Below are 21,700 nucleotides of genomic sequence, written 5' to 3' on the forward strand. Positions count from 1 at the left end.
CCGGCGGCGGCCGCATCGGACCGGCATGCTTCCTTCTTTCGGCGGAAACAACCGAAATCCGCGCGGCCGGTTTCCCGGGGCCGTCCCATTCAAAGGGCATCTCGCTTCGAAATGAAAAAAGGCCCTGCCCGCGCAGGACGCTGCAAATGCAAACGTTGCATGCAAGACGTTGCACGGGCAAGACCCTTGCGGGACCTGCTGCCGTCCATCCGATCGGTTCCGATCCCCGTTCAACCCTCATCCGTACGGGCACAATTGTCAATCATTTTCCGCAGGTCCGCATCCGCGGCATCCCGGCGGCGCCTGTGCCGGTCAGCCCCGGGAGTAGCGGAAATAATCGAAGTCGACATATCCGCCGGTTTCCCGGGTCGCGTAATGGAACAATCCGATCCGGCAGCCCATGAAGTGATCCAGGGTATACTTCAGCTGCAGCGGACGCCCGATCGCGCGCCACCCGGCGCCGTCGTCCGAATAATAGAAGCGGGCGATATCCGCTTCGTCCCGGAAATCGAAATCGATCTTCAGATGGATTCTGTCGCCGTCATACCGGATCTTCTCGACGATCTCGTCTCCGCCGTCCCCGCCCCTGACGCACATCGCGACGTAACGGACGCCGTCCTCCTCCGCGTGAATGCCGACGGTGCCGTAGAAATGCTGCAGGGCGGCCAGCCCCGCGCGGGCGCCCGGCTTCATGTGCGTGCATTCCATCACCGTCCTGCCGCTGCACGCCGGACCTTCCGTCCGCTGCGTCAGCGTATTGCGGGCCGACTCGAAGCTGCTTGCGAGATGCCCCGCGGTCAACCGCAGATGGCCCGGCCGCTCCGTCACGGACCACAGGCGGTTGTCCGGATTGTGATTCCACTGCCAGTTCAGCGCCAGCCGGTTCTCGGCGTAATCGAATTCGTCGCTGATGACGAGCGGCCTGGCCGGCGCTTCCGGAAGCTTCGCCTCGAACGACCGCGGCGCCCTGCCGCCTTCGCCGAACACGGGCCATCCGTCCTCCCATCGGACCGGCACGACGCAGGGCACCCGGCCGACGGCGCCGTGGTCCTGGAACAGCACGGCAAACCATTCACCCTCCGGCGTATCGACGATGCCGCCCTGCGCGACGCCCCGGTTGCGGTAGCCCATGTCATCGTCGAGCACCACCCGCCTTTCGAACGGTCCGAGCAGGTTGCGCGAGCGGTAGCAGACCTGTCTGCGCCGCTTGTGGCCGACCTTCGGCCATTCGATGAAGAACAGGTAATACCAGCCGTTCAGCCTGTAGGCATGACACCCTTCGATTCTGAGTCCGATGCCTTCCCGTTCCCCGATGAGCAGAAGCCCGTTGATGCCGCCCGGCTTGACGGCCGTCAGGTCTTCCGTCAGTTCCGTGATCCGGATGTCGCCGTTGCCGTGGATGACATAGACGCGTCCCTCGTCAAACAGCAGGCTCGGATCATGCCAGACCCCCTCGAAGACGGTGCGCTCCCACTTCCCGTTCTCGATGTCGTCCGTGCGGTAAAGGTAGAACCGGTTCATGTCCAGGCTCGAGAAGCACACATAGAACGTCCCGTCGTGATGCCGCAGATTGGCGGCCCATGAACCTTTGCCGTAGATCCCCCTGCCGTCCGACAGATTGTGAGCGTCGTTGTCCTCCAGCGTGTCGAACACGTAGTTCACGATTTCCCAATCCTTCAGGTTCACGGACTTCATGATCGGGCATCCCGGCATCGTGTGCATGCTCGTGCTGACCATGTAGTACACGGACCCGACCCGGATGACGCTCGGATCGGGCACATCGGCCCAGATGACGGGATTGGTGATGATCGTTTCGCTCACCGGAATCTCTCCTTCGCATGGAGATTGGTCCATGATGTTCGCCCCGGTCCTACCGGGGCCGGCAACCGCCCGGCCGCCCGCCTTCCGGTTCGGCAAACCGGTCTCCAACCTGATTATGCCTGACCTGCGGCTGAAAGCGAAGCATCCGGGCTTTCTTTTCGGCGAAAGGAGCCGCCCGCTTGTTCCGCCGTTCAAACAAAAAGGGCTCCGCGCATGCTGCCCGCGCAGGAACCCTGCCGCTTTCTGCCCGGCCGCTCACCTCTTTCGGACCTTGAAGTAAATCTGGTAAGGCTCATAGCCGATGTCCCGGATTCGCCTGAACGAGATGGCGGGGTCCTGATTGACCGTTTTGAAGAAATACCGCCAGCTCCCCCACTCCCGTTCGTTCTCCATCTCGATTTCGGCGGCGATGTCGTCGCTCTCCGCGTACAGAATCCGTTCGGCATCGCACAGGCCCGCCAGCACTTCGGGGCCGTAACGGAAAGCTCCCGTCCGCTCATCGTCGGGAAGCGGGACAAAGCGAATCCCGATCGGCAGCAGGACGCTGATCCGGTCGCCGTCCCGCCACACCCGGCGAATCGGATAGAAACGGGTGCTGTCCGACGATTTGCCGTGAAGCTCTCCGTTCACATAAAATGCGGCGTCCGACATGATCCATTCCGGAACCCGGAAATGGATCGCGGCTTCCGGCTGCGCGGATGTGCGCACAATGAAATCGTATTTCCGGTATGGCGGCATGTTTTCGTGAACTGCGGCCGTCTCGTTGACCGATTGATACCCCGACGTATCGGAAGAAGTCAACCGGTTGCCGTTCATGTGGTCCCGGACCTGGATGATCCGGAATTCCGTTCCGCCGATTTCCGCGATCATTTCCGAATCAAAATATTGACAGACGTAAAAATCATCCCGGTCCCGGTAATAGATCCCCCGGTTCAGGGAGGCGTTCGCCTGAACCATCGTGCCGTGGCAGCAGAAGAAGCTGTCCGTCTCCGAGCTCCAGTCCTTGCGCAGTCCGGCCTTCATCGGCAGGAAATAGGTGAGCAGTCCGGTGCGGGGATGCTCGTGCGGATTGCCGTTCAGTCCGTAATCCTGGTAATAGGTCTGCGCCATGACCCCGTTATACAGGTTGTACTCCCGGTATTGCGCATAGCCGGGGTCTCCGGTGTGCCTGAACAGGAACTCCGCCAGCCGCATCATGTTGTACACCGTGCAAAGCTCCTGATTCTTGTCTCCGAGGCGGGCCTTCATCTTCATCTTCGGCATCCAGACTTCGCCGGCGGTCTGGCCGCCCGTTGCCAGGCACCCCCGGTCCGTCACCGCGCATTTCCAGTAGGCTTTCACAATGTCCAGCCAATGGCTGTCGCCGGTCACCTCATAGGCCCTGGCGCAGCCGAGCACTTCGGGAATCGTCGTGTTGGCGTGCATGTTCGTCAGCGGATCTTTTCCTTCCAGCAGGGGGCGGAAAAGCCGGCCGCGATAGTAACGCTCGAGCAGCGTTTCGTACTTCCGGTCGCCGGTAATGTGCAGCAGATCGGCCCAGACTTCCAGCATGCCGCCCGTCTCGACGTCCAGAATGTCATCGAACTGTTCCCGGGTGAACTTGCCGCTCCATTCCACGAACCAGTCCGCGAAACGGTCCGCGATGTCCAGCGCCTTCCGGTTTCCCGTGTACACATGGGCGTCCACCAGGCCCATGAACAGCTTGTGGAGATTGTACTGCGGCGCCCAAACCATTTTTCCGGCGGCGATCCAGTGCAAATATTTTTCGGGAATCGGACCTGCCCACCGCCCTCCGTTGTCTTTCTGGCATTCCGCCAGCTCATCGATGATGCGATCCGCCTTGGCCTTCAGTTCCGCGTCGCCGTTCGCATGGACATGCATCGCCGCCGCCGACAGCCAGTGCCCCAGGAAATGGCCGCGCAGCTGGCAGACCGGCGATTCCCAGCCGCCGTGCGCGTCCGGCGGAATTTCTCTCCCGTGGAACCGGCCCGCCTCCAGGCGATAATTGAACAGCAGATTGTCGCTTTTCAGCTTCATCAGGTACTCCCGGTTGGCTTGCTCCCTCCGTTTCAGTTCCCGGTCGCGGATGATGACGTCCTTCCCGTACAATGCTTGCATGACGGAACCTCCATAGATCCGGATTTTCGGATATGAATTCTTCGGCGGGAGCCGGTTAACCTTTCAGTCCGGACATGACAATGCCTCTGACAAAATAATTTTGTCCGACGGCAAACAGCACGATGGGCGGAATGACGATCATGGTGGCCGCGGCCATCAAGAGTTCCCATTGGGCCGTATAATATCCGATGAATTGCTGGAGGCCGAGCGCAAGTGTATACATCGATTCCTTGTTGACGTAAATCAGCGGGCCCAGGAAATCATTCCATACGGCCATGAACTGGAACAGCGCCACGACGATCACGACGGATCTGGACAGCGGAAAGATGACGTACCGGAAGATTTGGAAATATCCGGCTCCATCGACCAGCGCGGCTTCGTCCATCGATTTCGGTATCGTGCGCATGAACTGCCGCACCAGAAAAATGTTGAACGCGCCGCCGCCGAACCACGCCGGCACGATGAGCGGCAGGTAAGTGTTGGGACCGACCACCGTCCGCCAGCCGAGGAACGTCGGAATGAGCGTGACGGCATAGGGAAGCATCATGCCGGACATGAGCAAAGCGAAAAAGAAATCCCTTCCCGGCCATCGGAGTCTGGCAAAGCTGTAGCCGCATATCGCGCTGGTCAGAACCGCTCCCGTTACATTGCCGATGACAATAATCATCGTATTGACAAAATATCGGTCGAAGGGCAAGGTGCCGAGCGCTTTGCTGAAATTGCCGAACCGGATCGGATCGGGAATCCAGACGGGCGGCACGATAAAAATTTGGGAAGCGTCCATCAGCGCGCTGCGGATCATCCAGACCAGAGGCAACAGGTAGACGGCCGAGCCGAAGACAAGTACGAGATACAACAGGATCAAGTGGATGCGGGGTTTCCTTTTCACGGCCATCATTTGTCCCCCTCGTAATAGACCCATGTTCGGGAAGACCGAAAGATCAGGGCCGACAGGATCATGATGATGACGAACAGGACCCAGGCAATCGCGCACGCGGCGCCCATGCGGAGGTGGGTGAAAGCTTCCCGATACAGATAGAGCACATAGAACAGCGACGCGTTGTTGGGTCCGCCTTCCGTCATGATGTAGGCCTCGGAGAACGATTGAAATCCGGTGATGATGCCCATGATCAGGTTAAAAAAAATGGTGGGCGTCATCATGGGAAGCGTCACCGCCGTCAGCTTGTGCCACAACCTTCCTCCGTCGATCTCGACCGCTTCATAATACTGCTCGGGAATCGATTCAAGACCCGCCAGAAAAATCAGCATGGTGCCGCCCGTCGTCCACACCGTCATGAACGCCATCGTCGGGATAACCGTTTTTTCATCGTAAATCCACATGCTCGTCGGCAGATGCAAAAAACGGAGAATCTGGTTCAGCAACCCGATGTCCGGATTGAGCAACCAGATAAAGATCGTCGAGGTTGCCACGACCGGGACGACGGATGGCAAATAAAAGACGGAACGAAAAAACGCCCTTCCCTTCACGTTGTTCTTCAGCAGCATCGCCATGATGAACGCCGCCGTCAGGCTGATCGGAACAGCCAGGGCGACGTAATAGAACGTCACGGAAAGCGCTTTGTAGAAGAAACTGTCTTCGCCGGAGAACAACCGCTTGTAGTTGCTGACGCCAATAAAGCGGAAATCATTCGTGATCGAGTAATCAGTAAAGCTCAAGATAAGACTTGCAATCAGCGGCCCGAGCGTAAAGATGAAAAATCCCAGAATGGCGGGAGCGGCCATCACGTAACCGTAAACCGTCTCCTTCCCGATCCGGAATCCCTTGCGTACGCCGGACGCGGCCACTTGTCGCATGGAATGCATCCCCATCACACTTTCCGGATAGTTTGCCCGGCTTGCTGCCGGCCAGGGAGCAACGGACGGAACGCCGAGCGGACGATGCCGCGTCAGTGCGATCATTCGGCTTGTCCATCCTGCTCGCGTCCGTCCGTTACCCCGTTAACCTGTTGCCGTCTTCCCGTTTACTTGATGCTGCCTTCAAGCAGCGGCTCGAGCTTCGGCATAATCTCCGCCATGACTTCGTCCACCGTTTTTTTGCCGGTCCACGCCTGGTCAAGCGCGGGGAACAGAATGTTGTTGATATCCCCGAAATTCTTCACGTAGACTTCCGAGGTCACTTCGCTGTCATTCACGATCGGGTCCACCAGCACATCCCTGTAACCCTCCACTCTTGCCGGACCGGGGGATGCCCACAGGCTGATCTTTTCCTCATCCGTATAATAAGCCTTGCGGTTCGGCATCCAGAGTCCGTCACGGAACAGCTCCAGAGAAATTTCCGGGTCAGTAATGTACTTCAGGAACTGCCATGCTTCCTCCGGATGTTTGGACGACGAGAAGATGACGCCCAGCGCGCCGCTGTAGACGGCGGTTGTGGAAGTCATTTTGGGAATGACGCCGACGCCGTAGTTCAGTCCTTCGATATTGGCGAAATCGTTGCAGACCCACTGTCCGTCCAGAACCATTGCATACCTTCTCGATTGCAAAGCAACGGCGGGCGCCGGCATGCTCTTGGCCGTGACGCGGCTGGGCATGACATGATGAACGTTCATGAGGTCAGCCACGTTCTGAAGCACCTGATTGAAAGCCGGAGTGTTGATGCCGGTCGTATCCCCCTTGCCGGGGAAATATTGGGTGCCGTTACGCAGCAAGAGCGCCTCGATAGGACCGGACCAAATATCCATGTTGAAGCCGTACTGCCGGACATTGTTCGGATCGAAATCGGGATCCAGCGCGTTCCGCCCGTTGTTGTCGATGGTCAGTTTCTTGGCGACTTCGATGAACTCTTCCCAGGTCCATGCCTCTTCGGGCTTTGTGGGAGGAAGCTCTACTCCGGCCTCCTCGAAAGCGTCCTTGTTGTAGAACAACGCATAGGACTCCAGGTTGTTCATCAGGCCCACGATATCGTCACCTTTTCGGACGATGACGCCTTCAATGAAGTCCTCTTCCTTCGACGACGCGTCCGTCATGAATAGTTCCTTGATATTGGCCAGTTTCCCGTCTTCATACCACTTGTAAGCCATCGGCGGTCCGAGATAACCGACGTCCGGCGCATCATTCGCCGCAATCATCGTGGTCAACTTGGTTTCATATTCGGAAGGAATATGAATGCCTTCGACGCTGATCCCCGTGTCGTTGACAAACCTTTCGATTGCTTTGCTGATGACCTCTTTCTCGTACGTCGAACCCCAGTACGTAAACCGCAAATGAATCTTCTCGTCCGATTTGCCCCCGGAAGACTGATTCGCCGTTTCGGATGCCGCCCGTGAATTTTGCGTACCCGACGCCGGCTCATCTCCCGACCGGTTTGTGGAGCCGCAGCCTGCGATGGCTACCAGCATGCTTGCCATAAGCAGCCACACGGCAATCCTGCGCATGCTTCTCATGCCGGTTCCTCCCTTTCTTGAACGATGTCATTGTGCAAGCAAAGTATACGATTCCGGGAAGGAACCCCACCATTCGATTATCTTTGTAATGGGTGGTCCGTCTTTGTGTGTTGGTCCGGTTCCGAATCTGGCAGGCAGATCAGAACCGTCGTTCCCCTTCCGGGTGCGGATTGGACGGTTATGCCGTACTCTTCGCCATACATCAGCTTCAAGCGTCTGTGCACATTTCTCATCCCTACGGACGGGCCGTCTCCTTTCATGACTTCCTCGAATCTTTCCGGGCTCATGCCTTTTCCGTTGTCCCGCACGGAAAAGTACCGACGGCCGTTTTCCCTCCACCCCGAAACCCTCAGCACGCAGCCGGCCTCCATCTGATCAAAGCCGTGAATGAATGCATTCTCGACGAAGGGCTGCAGGAACAGCCGCGGAACTTCGGTGTCCAGCAACCCGGGCTCCACGTAACAACCGTAATCTACCCGGCCTTCGAATCTGCAGCGCATGATATAGACATAGCCGTCCAGCCATTCCAACTCTTCCCTCAACCTGCCCGTCGCTTTGTGATTTTCGACGGTGTAATGCAACATGCGCGACAAGGAAGTGACGATTCGGCTGATTTCGCCGCACCGATGTTCAATGGCGATGCAGTTGACCAGGTTCAGCGTATTGTACAAAAAATGCGGATTCAGCTGTGCATTCAGCAGATTGATCTGGGATTGCTTTTCCAGAAGCTTGACTTCATAGTTTTCGCGAATGAGTTGCCGGATTTTGTCGTTCATGTCGTTAAACCGCCGGATCAGATTGTCAAATTCGCCGTAGCCCCGGACGGGGATCCGGTTCGCAAAATCACCGCGGCCGGTTTTGTGGATGGCCGTCACCAGCTTGCTGATCGGTTTGGTAATCATCATGGACATGAAATAGGCCAGAACCAGCGACACCATCAAAACGACCATTCCCCATTTCGCCATGGTGACGAAGATGTGCCGGGACGCTTCGGGAATCAAATCTTTGTCCCGGATGGCGGATACCATCGTCCATCCGGTGATCGGTGAAGTATCGTAGCTGACGACCATGCCGTCACCGTTGTAACTGGCGCGGAGAATGCCCGCCTTGTCGCGCAGCACTTCGGACACCCACTCGGAGTGAAGGGCCAGAGATTCGGATTGCTCATTGTTCGCAAATACGAGACGGCCGTCAGGTGACAGGATAAAAAAAAGATACCTCTCGTCGGAATTGAGACTCGTATAAAAATCCTTCAGGAAATCCAGCTTGAAGTTGATGAGCAGGATCGGCCTTTCCCTGTCATTGGAAAGGTTGCTGATCCCCCCCGAGGAATTGTCGAAGATGTTGAGCACCCTTCCGCAGGAAAAAAGATACCGGAAGCTTTCGATGCTGCTGTTGTCCAACCAATCCAGATGAAACATTTCGACGAAATCGTAGGTCGGCTCCCACACCAGGCGTCCCTCTCCCGCCCTGATGTTCCGGTACAATGACGAACTCATGAAAGCGTCATGGGGGATAAAGCCTTCTCCGAAGGTAAAATAGCTGGTCATGATGGTCTGGGAGTAGACTTGCTCGTCATACTCGAAATATTTCGCGATAATCTTTTTCAGTTCGCGGTCGTATTGCAACAGATCGTTGGGATCATCCGGACGGATGGCATTGAATATCCGGTACAGATCTTTGTCTTTGATCATCAATTCGCTGCTCTTTACAATCCTGGAGAACTTTTGATCCAGTATGATGTTGCTTTGGCGAATGTTTTGATAAGCGTCCTTGCTGTACTGATTCACCGCATTTTCCAGGCTGTTGGCATAGTATCCGTAACTGGACAGCGTCAGCGTCACCATCAGCAGCACAAAAAACAAAAGGAATAGCTTGGTCCGAAGCCTTATCCCGGAGATGAAACGGAACAATTTGTCCTTCATCAGGCTATTCCCTTCCTTTGCCGAAAACCCGGCATTCCTCTGGTGTCAGGCCGTAATGTTTCTTGAAGAGTTTGATGAAATACTTCACATCCTTGTATCCGACTTCCTGGGCCACCTCATATATCTTTTTGTCGGTTTCAAGCAGGATTCTGTAAGCGGTTTCAACTCGCAGTTGCGTAACATATTCAGTGAAGTTCATGCCCGTATATTTTTTGAACAGCGTGCTGAAATAGGATGCGTTGTAATAGTGCTTTTGCGCGAGATCTTCAAGGGAAAATTCTTCTCCCAGATGGCTGTGAATGTAATGCAGGCACCGTTCCATCACGAGATTGTTTTTGTTTTCCTTTTGCGCCTGGACGGCAACCGCCATTTCTTCGAGGAGATCGAGCCATTGTTTTTTCAATCGGGGATAACTGGGCACATATGCCAGGTGGAACTTTCGGTTGACGGTTTGCGCCAGGCGGGAAGCCGACTCCTCCGGAATGATGCTCTGGATGCTGTGAAGCAATTGAATCAGATGTCCGCGCACATGATCCATCAACAGTTCCGGATCGGGGAAACGATTTCCTGTCAGGCGTTTCAGCCCGCTTTCGAGCAATTGTTCCATTCCGGCCCTGCTGAACGGCTTCTGTCCGAAAATGTAAGGTTTGATTTCATCCTCGAAGGGAAAGCTGCCGTGGAACTCTTCCGAATACCGATTTTCGATGTCGGAATAACAGACGACTTTTTGGTCATCCATATAAAACCGGCAACGCAACGCAATTTCGGCGGTTCTGAAACCTTCACGCACGGACGGAAAAAGATCCTGCCTGACCTGTCCGACCCCGATGGCAATCGCCGTTCCGTATTCCTTGTGGAGGTTGTCCGCCAAGGCTTGAAGTCCGGCTCTCAGACGTCCGCAAGTGAATTCCGTCCCTTCGGAAGAAACGACAAGACTCACCAGCATGTTCGTATCCTGATGCAAAAAGAATGAAACGACATGACCGTACGATTGCAGTGTTTCATTCATCCACATCCTGAAATTCCATCTGATTTCGTTCCACTCTTCCGCCGTATACCTGAACCCTCCGTCTTCCGATTCCGGATGGCCCAGGGAGGTTACGATCACGTATCCCGATCCGTGGTTTTGCAGAAGGTTTTCGATTTCTTTCCATTCGGAACGGGTACAATCTCCTTTCAGCCATTTGTTCAACAGGTAATCGCGGTAAAACGGCCGCATCAATTTCAGATGCTCCGCCAACGCTTCCCTCTCGTGCCGTATGTTCCAATCTTTTCGTATATCCTCTTCAATCTGCCGGATGGTTTCTCCGATCATCCTGTCTTCGATCGGTTTCAGGATGTACCGGAAAACTCTCAAATCCAACGCTTTCTGGGCATAGGCGAAATCGCTGTAACCGCTGACGACCACCAATCTCGTATCGGGATTTTGCTCGCAAATGCGTTCGAGCAGGCCGAGACCGTCCAATTTCGGCATGCGAATGTCGCTGAAGACGATATCCACTTTGCTTTCCCGGCAAATTCCCAGTGCTTCTTCACCGTTCCTGGCTTCCACCACTTCGTATTCCTTGCGGTAATCCCTGATAATCTTGGACAAAATTTTTCTCTGCCGGGGTTCGTCGTCAACCACCAAAACACGCAGCATGAAGCCCCCCCCAGTCGCAGCATGACCGGATCTTTACATCCAATGATATCATGTTTCGGATCATTGTCCCGGGAATTTTCCCGGGACTATTCTTGGGTTAGGGGGAGGCTCATTGTTTGTTGTTTGGTGGTTTGGTCGTTTGACCGCGTGATCCGTACCGCGGTCCGTCATCCGTGTTTCGCATGGGCTTTTCGGGCCGGCGGGACGGATGCCGTCCGGCTTCATCATCCATCCGGCTCATCATCCGTCCGGCTTCACCGAAGAAACCGCCGGACGTTCCGTCCGGCGGCCAGTGGGCTTTGCCGCTCATGTCCGGACCGGGGCCTACTGCGCGCTCACCCATTCGACCAGGGCCCGGATTTCCTCGTCCGACAGCCTGCCGCCGAACGCCGGCATCTGCGCTCTTCCTTCCTTGATGACCGCAAACTGCTCGTCCGCGCTCAGGCGCTGCTCGACATTCTTCAGTTCGGGGCCGAACCCTCCGCCCAGGTCGGCGCCGTGGCAGGACAGGCAATGGGCCTTGTAGATCGCCTCCGCCTGCGCCGCCGCTCCGTCCGCCGGCGCCGCATCCTCCTGTTCCCGCGGCGTACCGCCTTTGTCGCTGCCGCCACACGCCGCAAGGCCCAGCCCGAACGCCGCGATCAGCGCGGCGGCCGTCCAAAGCTTCCGCTTCATGACTCGCTCCATCCTTTCAGGGTTGATTGCCGGCCGGCGGAACGCCGGCTGACCGCTACTTATTATGGTTCATCCTGCCAGCGGTTTATGACGGACCCGGTCCCGGGTCCGTTTCCTTTTGCGCGGCCGCGGGTGTATAATGGCTGTCAGAACTTTTCGACCAACGGAACAGGAGACGAGACCACATGGCGACAACACACCCGAAACCGGAGGCCGCTTCCGGAGCACGCCTGACGGAAGGCCCGATCGCGAAGACGCTGTTCGTCTTCTCGCTGCCGATCCTGCTCGGCAACGTGTTGCAGACGCTGAACGGCTCCATCAACGCGATCTGGGTCGGCCGCCTGCTCGGCGAGACCGCCCTGGCGGCGACGTCCAACGCAAACTTCCTGATGTTCTTCCTGATCAGCCTGAGCTTCGGCATCTCGATGGCTTCGGTCATTCTGCTGGGGCAGAACCTCGGCGCGCGGAGGATGCAGGAAGCAAAGAAGGTCGTCGGCACAAGCACCAGCTTCTTCTTTATTCTGTCCGTCATCACCGGCGCGTTGGGCGTCGCGTTCTCGTCGCTCATCCTCGAGCTGCTCGACACGCCGGCGGAAGCGATGGACATGGCGATCATCTACACGCGCATCATGTTCGCGGGCACGCCGCTCATGTTCGGCTTCAACCTGGTCATGGCCGTCATGCGCGGGGCCGGCGACTCGACGACGCCGTTCTGGTTCCTGCTGCTCGCCACCGTGCTCGACATCGGGCTCAATCCGCTGTTGATCCGGGGGGCAGGCCCGCTGCCCGAGATGGGAATTGCCGGTTCGGCGACGGCTGCGCTGATCGCCAATTTCATCAGCCTGATCCTGTTGATGATCTGGCTGTACGCGAGAAAATATTTTCTGCGGATCACGTGGAGCGAACTGCATCTTTTGCGCATGGACTGGCGGATCATCCACCTGACGATCCGGAAGGGCATTCCGATGGGCCTCAACATGGTGATCGTATCGCTCGCGAACCTGCTGCTCATCCAGATCGTCAACGGCTTCGGGACCGAGGCGGCCGCCGCATTCGGCATCGCGAACCAGATCGCGAGCTACGTGCAGATGCCCGCCCTCGCGATCGGCGGCGCCGTCACTTCGATGGCGGCGCAGAACATCGGCGCGGGCCGCTGGGATCGCGTCAACCGCATCACCGGCGTCGGCATCGGGTTCAACGTGCTGCTGACCGGCGCGCTCGTGCTCGTGCTGCTCGCGTTCAACCGCGAAACGGTCAGCCTGTTCGTCGCAGAAGGCGGCGCGATCGAGATCGGCATGCACATCAACAACGTGACGCTTTGGTCGTTCATCATTTTCGGCATCTTCAACGTGCAGGCGGGCGTCGTCCGCTCGGCGGGCGCCGTCATGGCGCCGCTCGTCTTCGCATTCATCTCGCTGATGGTCATCCGCACGCCGCTCGCGGCCTGGCTCGGACACGCCTTCGGCCTGGACGCGGTCTGGTGGTGCTTCCCCGCCAGCTTCACGATGGCCGCGCTGCTCAACACGTTCTATTACAAATACGGAGGATGGCGGAAGGCACGGCTGCTGGAAAAGGCGGGCAGCGCCTGACCGCTCGGGTTTCCGCGGCAATGCGAAGCCCCCGTTCCGGACCTGCGGAACGGGGGCTTGAGTTGTCGCCGGGAGCGATGGTCTTCCAGGTGCGGCTTCGCTCATCCGAATTCGCCGGGCGGGCTGTCGCGTTATCCGTCATGTTCGCGCCAGCGCTTTTTTCATGAACAGATACAGATCCTTGTCCACGCCGAACGTGAGTCCGTCGTCGGGATTTTCACGGTAATGCCGCTCCGCGGATCGGACAAGTCCCGGGTCCGCAAGGGCGAGCTCCTCCATTTCCCGCTTCCAGCGCCGCGCGAGCGCTTGAACATCGGGATCGTCCGGCGCTTTGCCCGCTTCGAGCAAGCTCCGGAACCCGTCCAGCATCCGCCGGATCCCGGCCTGCCGGTCGCCGTCATGCCCCGCGGCGATATACCGTTCCCGCAATTTCCGGATCTGCCCCTCCGTAAAATACGGACTTCGCGCCAGGTTCATCATGCGCATGACCGTCAGGAACTGCTCACCGTCCGCCGCCTTTCCCCCGCGAAAATGGTCGTACAGCCCGCGCAGCCGATCCCTTAGCTCGAGCATCGTCCGAATCTGCCCGTCCAGACGGGAGAGTTGGAGGCGCAGCAATTCCGCCGGATCGAATCCGGGATCGTGCAGGATTGCTTTGATTTCCTTCAGCCGGAACCCCAACTGCTTGAGCGAGACAATCTGCTGGAGCTTCATCAGATCGTCCACGGAATACAACCGGTGTCCGCCCTCGGTGTATTGCGAAGGTGAGAGCAGGCCGATCCGGTCATAGTGATGAAGCGCGCGGACGGTGAGCCCTGTCTTTTTCGCCAGCCGGCCGATCGTCCAGCTCCGTTCGGACACCAACATCACCTCCCCGAGGCAAAATGGCTGTTGAACCTGACGCAGCGTCAGGATTTATAATCGGCTCCAACCGACCATATCCCAGGAGGCAGACTCATGTCAACGGCGAACCTTTTGATCAGGACACTGGCCTGCAGCGGGCAAGCCCGGATCCTGTTTGTGCAAAACGCGGACCTGCTGAACACCGTCTGCAATCGGCCCGCCATCCGGAGCAGACTGCTGCGGTATGCACTCGGACTGACCGTATCGGCCGCAAGCCTGCTCGCGGGAACGCTGAAAGACCGCCAGCGCCTCAGCCTGAAAGTGAAGGGGAGCCGGCCGGGTTGCGCATGGTTTGCCGACGTCGACGCGGCGGGCAACGTGCGCGGCTATCCCGGCGAGGCGCTGCTGGATATGTCACCGGAAGATCTGGACAGGCTGTCCCTCCCGCAGCTCATCGGAGACAGGGGGTTCATCCAGCTGGTCAAGGATGTCGGGATGTACCGGAGCGTGACGGGCATCACGGACATGCCGCACCGGAACATCGTGGACGACCTGGCGCATTATTTCCGCCAGAGCGAACAGACGCCGACGCACTTCGCGATTCACATCGACTTCGATGAAAACAGTCGTGTCCGGACGGCCGTCGGCGTCATGGCGCAGCTCCTGCCCGGCGCAACGGAAGGGCTCATGGACCGCATCCGGGAGGCGACGCGGCGGCTGCCGGACCTCTCACCGGCAGATGTGGACGGCGACGCGTTCCGCCAGGTGCCGCACCGGTTGTTCCACGACATCGAATGGCTGGACGAACGCCGGGTGCAGGCCTACTGCGGCTGCTCCAAGGAGATGCTGCGGCCCATGCTGCACGCGCTGGGACCCGGCGAGCTGACGGCTGCCTGCGAACGGAACCACCCCGTCGAAATCGTCTGCCGCATCTGCGGGCAAGCCCATGTTTTCACGCCGGATGAGATCAGGGAACTGCTGACGCGCGATACGCCGGCTCCGGGTTCCGCGCCGCCTGCGCCGTAACCCGCCGCATCCCGAGCGCTTCTAAGCCCGATGGACTGGAGGGGCGGCATGCCGGTCGACCGCCGGGCGCCGCGATCACGGCAGATGGAGGCGGGCCGCGATATCCGCCGGGACATCCGTCTTCGCCGCGAACCGGATGCGATAACCGTCCCGCAGGATGGTCAGCCCGTCCCCGTCCGCGGAGAGGACGGTTTCCCCTTCCGCCCATGCGCGGATGCGGGCCGGCGCGTCGCGGCCGCTCAGGCCGAACGTGACGGTCATGTTCGGCGGCAGCGCGAGCATCCCGATCGGGATCCAGCGCCGCCGCTTCGACACGACGACGGCATGCGCCGTCCCGCCGATGGCGAAGGTGAAGTCGTCGTGCACCTTCGCCAGCTTCATGCCGAATCGGCCGGACAGCCATCCGCGGAAGGCGGACACATCCTCCACGGGGAACCCGACTTCACGCAGGTACAGGATCTTGACCGGTCCGTTCTGCGGCAGCGCATCCTCCCGCACGTACCGGTGGGCGCTCACCTCCAGCAGATGGCCGTCGCCGTCGCGGAAATACGCGTTGGCCAGGGTGCCGTCATCGATCGTTTCCCGTCCGTCGGGCCAACGCAGCAGCGGGATTCCCGCCTCCCGTTTCAGATAGGCGACCACGTCGGAGAACGAAGACCAGGGCACTTCGAACGCGAAATGGGCCGGCGCCACCGGTTCGTACGTCTCCGCGAACGTGAGCGTGGTGAACGGCGTCACCCGAAAGCGGATTTCGCTTGCCGTTTCGGACGCAATCGGCAGCCCCAGGAGCCCGTTGTAAAATTGCCGCACGCCGTCCAGCGAGACGGTATGCAGCGTGAGATCGGCAACATGCGTGATCATCCGGCCAGCCTCCTTTCGGACATGGAGCGTTGTGTCATCCGGCCTGCCCGCGGACGCGGCGAAGCAGATCCAGGAAGCCATGGAGCGCGTTGTGGATGCGGTCCAGGACGGCGTGTTCCGGCAGGTACCCCTCCGGGTCCGTCTCAAACAGCTTGCGCTGCTCCCCGCCGATGGAAATCCACTCCGGGCAGTTCACGCCGTGCAAATTGCGCACCATGGCCTGCAGCTGCAGCAGCGAGCTGATGCCGACGGGACCGCCCGATGACGTCGCGGACAGCACCGGCTTGCCGGTGAAATGCTCCTTGCCGAGATGGTCCAGCGCATTTTTCAGCACGCCCGAGATGCTTCCGTGATATTCCGGCGAGGCGAGCACGAATCCGTCGGCGTCGGCGGCCATCCGCTTCAGCCTGAGCAGCCCGGCGTGATCGTCCTGCGCTTCGTCGGGACTGTAGAACGGCACCGGATCCCGATGAAGATCGTACAAGTCGGCCTGCACACCCTGCCGGCGAAACTCGGCGACGATATACTTCGCCAGCCGGGTGCTGGTCGAGCCGCTTCGGTTTGTCAAGACCGATTGAAAAATCCTCAAAATAATCGGCTGAAAATTCCCCAGTCGGGTCGATTTCATGCGCTCCTTAGGATTCAGCGTTTCCGCGATCGTTTTCAGGGTGACCAGCTCTTCGATCCGGTGCTCCATCTTCCCGTATCCCCTCAGACCTTCGCCCGCTGCAGCCGCAGCGCGTTCAGCACGACCGATACCGAGCTCAGCGCCATCGCGGCGCCGGCCACCCAGGGCTCGAGCAGCCCGGCGGCCGCGATCGGAATGCCGAGCGAGTTGTAGGCGAGCGCCCAGAACAGGTTCTGGCGGATGTTCCGCATCGTCTTGCGGCTCATCAGGATCGCGTCGGCGATGCCGTGCAGGTCGCCTCGCATCAGCGTCACGTCCGCCGCCTCCATCGCGACGTCCGTGCCCGTGCCGATTGCCATCCCGACGTCGGCGGTCGCGAGCGCGGGAGCGTCGTTGATCCCGTCGCCGACCATCGCCACCTTCCGGCCCTGTGCCTTGAGCTTCCGAATTTCCTCGGCCTTCCCTTCCGGCAGCACCTCCGCCAGCACGCGTTCAATGCCGGCCTGCCGCGCGATCACCCGGGCGGTCCGTTCATTGTCGCCCGTGATCATGACGACGTCCAGCCCCATCGCCTTCAGGCGCTCCACCGCCGCTTGCGACGTCTCCCGGATCGTGTCGGCCGCGGCCACGATGCCGGCGTATTCGCCGTCCACGGCGACCAGCATCGCGGTTTTGCCCTCCTCCTCGAGCCGTTGGAGATCCGCCTCCGCCCGCTCCGTCGCCACGCCGTGGCGCGCCAGCAGCCTGCGGCTTCCCGCAAGCACTTCCTTCCCTTCGACGACGGCGCGGATGCCGTGCCCGGGGATCGCCTCGAACGCCTCGGCTTCGGGCAGCGCAATGCCTCTGGCCGCGATACCCGACACGACCGCCTCGGCGAGCGGATGCTCGGAAGGCTTCTCGGCCGCACCGACGAGGCGCAGAAATGCGCCTTCGTCCGGCATGACGGTCACCACGTCCGTCAGCTCGGGCCGTCCCTTCGTCACCGTGCCGGTCTTGTCCAGCACGACCGTGTCGATCCGGTGCGTCAGCTCCAGGTGCTCGCCGCCCCTGAACAGGATGCCGAGTTCCGCTGCACGGCCCGAGCCCGCCATGATCGAGGTCGGCGTCGCAAGGCCGAGCGCGCACGGACAGGCGATCACGAGCACCGCGATCGCGTTCCGCAGCGCGGCGCCGAAGTCGCCGGGCGCCGCCCATGCGAACCAGACGAGGAATGTGAGCAACGCGATGCCGACGACGACCGGCACGAACACCCCCGAGATCGCGTCGGCCACCCGCTGGACCGGGGCCTTCGAGCCCTGCGCCTCCTCCACGATCCGGATGATCTGCGCCAGCGCCGTATCCCGGCCTACCTTCGCCGCCCGCACCTTCAGCATTCCGTTCCCGTTGACCGTCGCGCCGATCACGGTATCGCCGGGTCCCTTTTCCACGGGGATGCTCTCCCCGGTCAGCATCGACTCGTCGACCGACGATCGGCCTTCCTCCACGATGCCGTCGACCGGAATCTTCTCGCCCGGCCTCACGAGCACCAGATCGCCGACCGCCACCTCCTCCGCCGGAATCCGGATTTCCTCGCCGCCTCGGATCACGAGCGCCGTCTTGGCCCGGAGCCCCATCAGCTTCTTGATCGCCTCGGACGTGCGCCCCTTCGCCAGCGCCTCGAGCAGCTTCCCGAGGACGATCAACGTAATCAGGATCGCGCCCGTCTCGTAGTACAGATCCGGCATAGGATGCGCGTCGTACCCGTTCGCCAGGGCCCATTCGAGCGTCAGGTACAGGCTGTACAGATACGCGGCCGACGTGCCGAGCGCAACCAGCACGTCCATGTTGGCGCTCCGGTTCCGCAGCGCCTTCCAGGCGCCGACATAGAACGGCCCGCCGATCGCAAACTGCACGGGCGACGCAAGGGCGAGCTGCACCCACGGATTCATGACCCAGCCGGGAACCGGAATGAACGACAGCCAGGCGAAATGCACGACCATCGCCCACAAGAGCGGCAGCGACAGCGCGGCCGCGAGCGCGAACCGGACCGTCTGCCGCCGGATTTCCGCCCTCCGGAGGTCCTGCCCGTCCCGCTGCTCTTCCTTCGGGATTGCGCCGTAGCCGAGCTGCTCCACCTTGCGGATGATGTCCTCGAGCGTCACGGCCGAAGGCGCGTATTCGACGCGCGCCGTCTCCAGCGCGAGGTTCACGTTGGCGCTGGCGACGCCGGGCATCCGGTTCAAGCCCTTCTCGATCCGGCTGGCGCAGGCCGCACAGGTCATGCCGGTGATCCGGAGCTGCGCCTGCTTCGTCTCCCGGGTTGCTTCCGTCTCCAAGGAATATACCCCCTCAGGGTATAATGGCAGCAAAGAAAAAATCCCGCCGCCGGCCCGCCCGGATCCCCCGCCGAACGAACCGGACAGCCGGACAGCACGTCAGACGACGTCGTAGCCCTGCTCCTCGATGGCCCGCTTCAATTGCTCCAGCGTCACGGCGTTCTCGTCGTATTCGATCGTCACCGTGCCGCTTGCGAGATCCACCGTCCCGGACGCGCCGGCTTCGCGCACCGCCTTCTCAACCGCGTTCACGCAATGGCTGCAGGACATACCTTTCACGTTGAGCGTCACCTTCGCCATGGGTTCCACTCCTTCCACGAGCTTCTCATTTCAGCAGTTTGTCCACGGTGGCGAGCAGTTCGTCGATGACGCCGAGATCGCCTTCCCGGATCCGTTCCACCACGCAGCTCCGCATGTGCCCGGCCAGGAGCAGCTTGCCGACGCCGTTCAGCGCCGCCTGCGCGGCCGAGATTTGGTTGAGGACATGATCGCAGTATGCGTCCCGCTCGATCATGCCCTTGATGCCGCGAATCTGCCCCTCGATCCGGTTCAGCCGTGCGATGAGCTCCGCCTTGAATCGGTCGGCGTGATGGCTTTTCCGCTCTTCGTGCGGATGAACAGGCTTCTCCGCGCCGCGAATCGTGTCCACTTCGCCCACCCCCGTCGCCTTTATCGTATACCCCCCTATGGTATCTGTCAAGTCGTATCTCCCGCCGGTCAAACATCTGCCTGAATGTTACGGTTGCATCATCAGCCCGGCTTTATGCGGGGAGGCGGAACATTTGCGGCCGCTTCATCCGGTGCGATCGCAGGCGCAGTCGCCGCGGTCAACCCGCCGGCTTGAAGCGACAAGGCCGGCGCCGTCTGGCGTATACCGGCATCCAAGCCGAAGAGGCGCGCTTCCCTCGCGCGCCCGACGCATCCGCCCGCTTACCGGCGATTCGAATCAGTGAGCGTCAAATTCGCGCCGAAAAACAAAAAACCCGGTTTTCGGGTTTCGGTCATCGGGTATGGTGCTGGTGAAGGGACTTGAACCCCCACTCCCTTGCGGGAAGCGGATTTTGAGTCCGCCGCGTCTGCCATTCCGCCACACCAGCGCATTAATAAAAAATCGCGTGCCTGCGAGAGGCGCTTCCGGTCACCGCAAACGCTCTCTCCGGCAGAGCCAAAGGCACGCGCTGTCATGTTCGTATGAGAATGGAGGCGCCACCCAGATTCGAACTGGGGATAAAGCTTTTGCAGAGCTCCGCCTTACCACTTGGCTATGGCGCCCTGAAGCTTTGGTTCAAGAAGCAGGATGGAAATACAGATGGAGCGGACGACGGGACTCGAACCCGCGACCCTCGCCTTGGCAAGGCGATGCTCTACCACTGAGCCACGTCCGCATGTGAATGGCTGGGGATCTAGGATTCGAACCTAGGAATCACGGAGTCAAAGTCCGTTGCCTTACCGCTTGGCTAATCCCCAATTTGAAAAGGATATTGGTAATGGGGCGATCGATGGGACTCGAACCCATGAATGCCGGAGCCACAATCCGGTGCGTTAACCCCTTCGCCACGACCGCCACGTTGATTTCAAAATGGCAGGGGCAGCAGGAATCGAACCCACACTAACGGTTTTGGAGACCGCTGTTCTACCGTTAAACTATGCCCCTGTCTGACAAATTCTATTCGCGCGATCCTCGGTGTCGCGATATGGTGCCGGCGAGAGGACTTGAACCCCCAACCTACTGATTACAAGTCAGTTGCTCTACCAATTGAGCTACACCGGCGCGTACCGTTCCGTCAAGGAATCGAACGCCGACACGAGGAATGTCAGTCCTCTGTCCCACCGGCCAGGCTCGCCGGAGATTGATGACAGCTGGCGGAGCCGACGGGATTCGAACCCGCGGTCTCCTGCGTGACAGGCAGGCATGTTAGGCCTCTACACCACGGCTCCGTAAATCAATCACCGGGTTACCCCGTAGAGAGAAATGGTTGCGGGGGCAGGATTTGAACCTGCGGCCTTCGGGTTATGAGCCCGACGAGCTACCGGACTGCTCCACCCCGCGTCAAAGTCGCTGACAACCGATTGGTGCAGCGGATGATGGAGATGGTGGAGGCTGACGGGCTCGAACCGCCGACCCCTACCGTGTGAAGGTAGTGCTCTCCCAGCTGAGCTAAGCCTCCGCCGAGCCACCACGCGGATCGCGTGACGACTTATAATATACTACAACTTGATGCCGCGGATCAAGTATGTTGATGAAGAAAACTGGTGACCCGTAGGGGATTCGAACCCCTGAATGCCGGCGTGAAAGACCGGTGTGTTAAGCCGCTTCACCAACGGGCCATGAAAGATAGGAAAATGTGATGGACATGAATGGCGGAGAGAGAGGGATTCGAACCCTCGATACGCTCATCACGTATACACGATTTCCAATCGTGCTCCTTCGACCACTCGGACATCTCTCCGTGTGAAATGGCTCCCCGAACAGGACTCGAACCTGTGACACTGCGGTTAACAGCCGCATGCTCTACCAGCTGAGCTATCGGGGAATGATGCCAAGTGCTCTCTGTTTGGCTGGTTCAGGATGTCTTGCACCCTGAAAACCGGATGCGAATGTGGGCGAGATGCCGGAGATGGATCAGGATAAGCCCTCGACCGATTAGTATTCGTCAGCTTCACGCGTTGCCGCGCTTCCACCCCGAACCTATCGACCTGGTCATCTTCCAGGGGTCTTACCGGCTTTGCGCCGTGGGAAATCTCATCTTGAGGGGGGCTTCGCGCTTAGATGCTTTCAGCGCTTATCCCTTCCGTACTTGGCTACCCAGCGGTGCTCCTGGCGGAACAACTGGTACACCAGCGGTACGTCCG

16 protein-coding genes, 13 tRNA genes and 1 rRNA gene are annotated in these 21,700 nt (G+C 59.6%); 2 read left to right on the forward strand and 28 right to left on the reverse strand.

Annotated features, from left to right (window positions below):
* Positions 1-312: 312 nt before the first annotated feature.
* The 8 genes from A9Z00_RS00475 to A9Z00_RS00510 form a co-directional block, all read right to left on the reverse strand.
* Complete coding sequence (locus A9Z00_RS00475) at positions 313-1,821, reverse strand: glycoside hydrolase family 43 protein (protein WP_296973208.1); 1,509 nt, start codon at positions 1,819-1,821, stop codon at positions 313-315.
* Positions 1,822-2,076: 255 nt separating this feature from the next.
* Positions 2,077-3,939, reverse strand: a complete 1,863-nt coding sequence (locus tag A9Z00_RS00480) for a beta-L-arabinofuranosidase domain-containing protein (RefSeq protein WP_296973210.1) — start codon at positions 3,937-3,939, stop codon at positions 2,077-2,079.
* Between the two features lie 55 nt (positions 3,940-3,994).
* Positions 3,995-4,834, reverse strand: coding sequence for a carbohydrate ABC transporter permease (locus tag A9Z00_RS00485; protein WP_296973212.1), 840 nt, complete (start codon positions 4,832-4,834; stop codon positions 3,995-3,997).
* Positions 4,834-5,763 (reverse strand): carbohydrate ABC transporter permease, encoded by a 930-nt coding sequence (locus A9Z00_RS00490; RefSeq protein WP_483316237.1) that lies wholly within the window; start codon positions 5,761-5,763, stop codon positions 4,834-4,836. The genes A9Z00_RS00485 and A9Z00_RS00490 overlap by 1 nt, the downstream gene beginning before the upstream one ends.
* Before the next feature lie 158 nt (positions 5,764-5,921).
* The gene (locus tag A9Z00_RS00495) at positions 5,922-7,343 is read right to left on the reverse strand and encodes a sugar ABC transporter substrate-binding protein (protein ID WP_296973214.1); all 1,422 of its coding nucleotides are present in this window, start codon (positions 7,341-7,343) and stop codon (positions 5,922-5,924) included.
* 77 nt (positions 7,344-7,420) lie between these two features.
* Positions 7,421-9,268, reverse strand: a complete 1,848-nt coding sequence (locus A9Z00_RS00500; RefSeq protein WP_296973215.1) for a cache domain-containing sensor histidine kinase — start codon at positions 9,266-9,268, stop codon at positions 7,421-7,423.
* 4 nt (positions 9,269-9,272) lie between these two features.
* Positions 9,273-10,910 carry a response regulator gene (locus A9Z00_RS00505; protein WP_296973217.1) on the reverse strand — a complete coding sequence of 546 codons (1,638 nt, stop codon included), beginning with the start codon at positions 10,908-10,910 and terminating at the stop codon, positions 9,273-9,275.
* Positions 10,911-11,234: 324 nt separating this feature from the next.
* Positions 11,235-11,585, reverse strand: a complete 351-nt coding sequence (locus tag A9Z00_RS00510; protein WP_296973219.1) for a c-type cytochrome — start codon at positions 11,583-11,585, stop codon at positions 11,235-11,237.
* Positions 11,586-11,770: 185 nt separating this feature from the next.
* Here A9Z00_RS00510 and A9Z00_RS00515 point away from each other — a divergent pair, with 185 nt between their 5' ends.
* Positions 11,771-13,174 carry an MATE family efflux transporter gene (locus tag A9Z00_RS00515; protein ID WP_296973220.1) on the forward strand — a complete coding sequence of 468 codons (1,404 nt, stop codon included), beginning with the start codon at positions 11,771-11,773 and terminating at the stop codon, positions 13,172-13,174.
* Between the two features lie 138 nt (positions 13,175-13,312).
* Here A9Z00_RS00515 and A9Z00_RS00520 read toward each other — a convergent pair whose 3' ends face one another.
* On the reverse strand, positions 13,313-14,035 hold the full coding sequence (locus A9Z00_RS00520; protein ID WP_296973222.1) for a MerR family transcriptional regulator: 723 nt from the start codon (positions 14,033-14,035) through the stop codon (positions 13,313-13,315).
* A 96-nt stretch (positions 14,036-14,131) separates the two neighbouring features.
* Between A9Z00_RS00520 and A9Z00_RS00525 the strand changes: the two genes are divergently transcribed.
* Positions 14,132-15,043, forward strand: coding sequence for an Hsp33 family molecular chaperone HslO (locus A9Z00_RS00525; protein ID WP_296973225.1), 912 nt, complete (start codon positions 14,132-14,134; stop codon positions 15,041-15,043).
* 75 nt (positions 15,044-15,118) lie between these two features.
* Here A9Z00_RS00525 and A9Z00_RS00530 read toward each other — a convergent pair whose 3' ends face one another.
* The 19 genes from A9Z00_RS00530 to A9Z00_RS00620 form a co-directional block, all read right to left on the reverse strand.
* Complete coding sequence (locus tag A9Z00_RS00530; RefSeq protein WP_296973226.1) at positions 15,119-15,904, reverse strand: VOC family protein; 786 nt, start codon at positions 15,902-15,904, stop codon at positions 15,119-15,121.
* Positions 15,905-15,938: 34 nt separating this feature from the next.
* Entirely contained in the window at positions 15,939-16,601 is a 663-nt protein-coding gene (locus A9Z00_RS00535) for an NADPH-dependent FMN reductase (RefSeq protein WP_296973228.1), read from the reverse strand.
* A gap of 14 nt (positions 16,602-16,615) precedes the next feature.
* Positions 16,616-18,793, reverse strand: coding sequence for a heavy metal translocating P-type ATPase (locus A9Z00_RS00540; protein ID WP_483316240.1), 2,178 nt, complete (start codon positions 18,791-18,793; stop codon positions 16,616-16,618).
* Positions 18,794-18,946: 153 nt separating this feature from the next.
* Entirely contained in the window at positions 18,947-19,147 is a 201-nt protein-coding gene (locus tag A9Z00_RS00545; RefSeq protein WP_296973232.1) for a copper ion binding protein, read from the reverse strand.
* A 25-nt stretch (positions 19,148-19,172) separates the two neighbouring features.
* A complete protein-coding gene (locus A9Z00_RS00550) occupies positions 19,173-19,496 on the reverse strand; it encodes a metal-sensitive transcriptional regulator (protein WP_296973234.1) in 324 nt (107 codons plus the stop codon).
* A 362-nt stretch (positions 19,497-19,858) separates the two neighbouring features.
* Positions 19,859-19,944 (reverse strand) — tRNA-Leu (locus A9Z00_RS00555).
* Positions 19,945-20,045: 101 nt separating this feature from the next.
* A tRNA-Cys gene (locus A9Z00_RS00560) sits at positions 20,046-20,119 on the reverse strand.
* Positions 20,120-20,157: 38 nt separating this feature from the next.
* Positions 20,158-20,232, reverse strand: a tRNA-Gly gene (locus A9Z00_RS00565).
* A gap of 7 nt (positions 20,233-20,239) precedes the next feature.
* A tRNA-Gln gene (locus A9Z00_RS00570) sits at positions 20,240-20,314 on the reverse strand.
* Between the two features lie 21 nt (positions 20,315-20,335).
* Positions 20,336-20,411: transfer RNA gene (locus A9Z00_RS00575), tRNA-His, on the reverse strand.
* Positions 20,412-20,427: 16 nt separating this feature from the next.
* Positions 20,428-20,501, reverse strand: a tRNA-Trp gene (locus tag A9Z00_RS00580).
* Positions 20,502-20,542: 41 nt separating this feature from the next.
* A tRNA-Thr gene (locus A9Z00_RS00585) sits at positions 20,543-20,618 on the reverse strand.
* 90 nt (positions 20,619-20,708) lie between these two features.
* Positions 20,709-20,785, reverse strand: a tRNA-Asp gene (locus tag A9Z00_RS00590).
* Between the two features lie 35 nt (positions 20,786-20,820).
* Positions 20,821-20,897, reverse strand: a tRNA-Met gene (locus tag A9Z00_RS00595).
* A 42-nt stretch (positions 20,898-20,939) separates the two neighbouring features.
* Positions 20,940-21,015, reverse strand: a tRNA-Val gene (locus A9Z00_RS00600).
* A gap of 83 nt (positions 21,016-21,098) precedes the next feature.
* A tRNA-Glu gene (locus A9Z00_RS00605) sits at positions 21,099-21,175 on the reverse strand.
* A gap of 31 nt (positions 21,176-21,206) precedes the next feature.
* Positions 21,207-21,297: transfer RNA gene (locus A9Z00_RS00610), tRNA-Ser, on the reverse strand.
* Between the two features lie 8 nt (positions 21,298-21,305).
* Positions 21,306-21,381 (reverse strand) — tRNA-Asn (locus A9Z00_RS00615).
* Positions 21,382-21,471: 90 nt separating this feature from the next.
* Positions 21,472-21,700 (reverse strand): 23S ribosomal RNA (locus tag A9Z00_RS00620); the annotation flags it as partial.

Source organism: Thermobacillus sp. ZCTH02-B1 (assembly GCF_002159085.1).
Taxonomy (GTDB): Bacteria; Bacillota; Bacilli; order Paenibacillales; family Paenibacillaceae; genus Thermobacillus.